The organism is Clostridioides sp. GD02404 (assembly GCF_045898275.1).
In the GTDB taxonomy this organism is placed as follows: Bacteria; Bacillota; Clostridia; order Peptostreptococcales; family Peptostreptococcaceae; genus Clostridioides; species Clostridioides difficile_A.
On the sequence record NZ_JBJOCA010000074.1, the window covers coordinates 1 to 440 of the forward strand.

Sequence of the window (440 nt, forward strand, 5' to 3'; positions counted from 1 at the left end):
GTCCCATTTTTGGAGCGGGTGAAGGGGATCGAACCCTCACAGCTGGCTTGGAAGGCCAGAACTCTACCATTGAGCTACACCCGCATATTTAATTGGTGACTCGTAGGGGAATTGAACCCCTGTTACCGCCGTGAAAGGGCGGTGTCTTAACCTCTTGACCAACGAGCCGTTTTGATTTTTAATGGTTGCGGAGGCAGGACTCGAACCTACGACCTTCGGGTTATGAGCCCGACGAGCTGCCAACTGCTCCACTCCGCGATATTGTTTTATAAGTGCCGAAGACCGGAATCGAACCGGTACGAGAGGTAAGTCCCGCAGGATTTTAAGTCCTGTGCGTCTGCCAGTTCCGCCACTTCGGCTTTTTTGGCTCCAAGGGTGGGGCTCGAACCCACAGCCTACCGGTTAACAGCCGGTTGCTCCACCGTTGAGCTACCTTGGAA

5 tRNA genes are annotated in these 440 nt (G+C 54.1%); all 5 read right to left on the bottom strand.

Annotated elements, in window-relative coordinates:
• Positions 1-10: 10 nt before the first annotated feature.
• Positions 11-84 (bottom strand) — tRNA-Gly (locus Q3287_RS19485).
• A gap of 9 nt (positions 85-93) precedes the next feature.
• Positions 94-168, bottom strand: a tRNA-Glu gene (locus Q3287_RS19490).
• A gap of 14 nt (positions 169-182) precedes the next feature.
• Positions 183-258: transfer RNA gene (locus Q3287_RS19495), tRNA-Met, on the bottom strand.
• Positions 259-273: 15 nt separating this feature from the next.
• A tRNA-Leu gene (locus Q3287_RS19500) sits at positions 274-359 on the bottom strand.
• Between the two features lie 5 nt (positions 360-364).
• Positions 365-439: transfer RNA gene (locus tag Q3287_RS19505), tRNA-Asn, on the bottom strand.
• Between the last annotated feature and the right edge of the window lies 1 nt (position 440).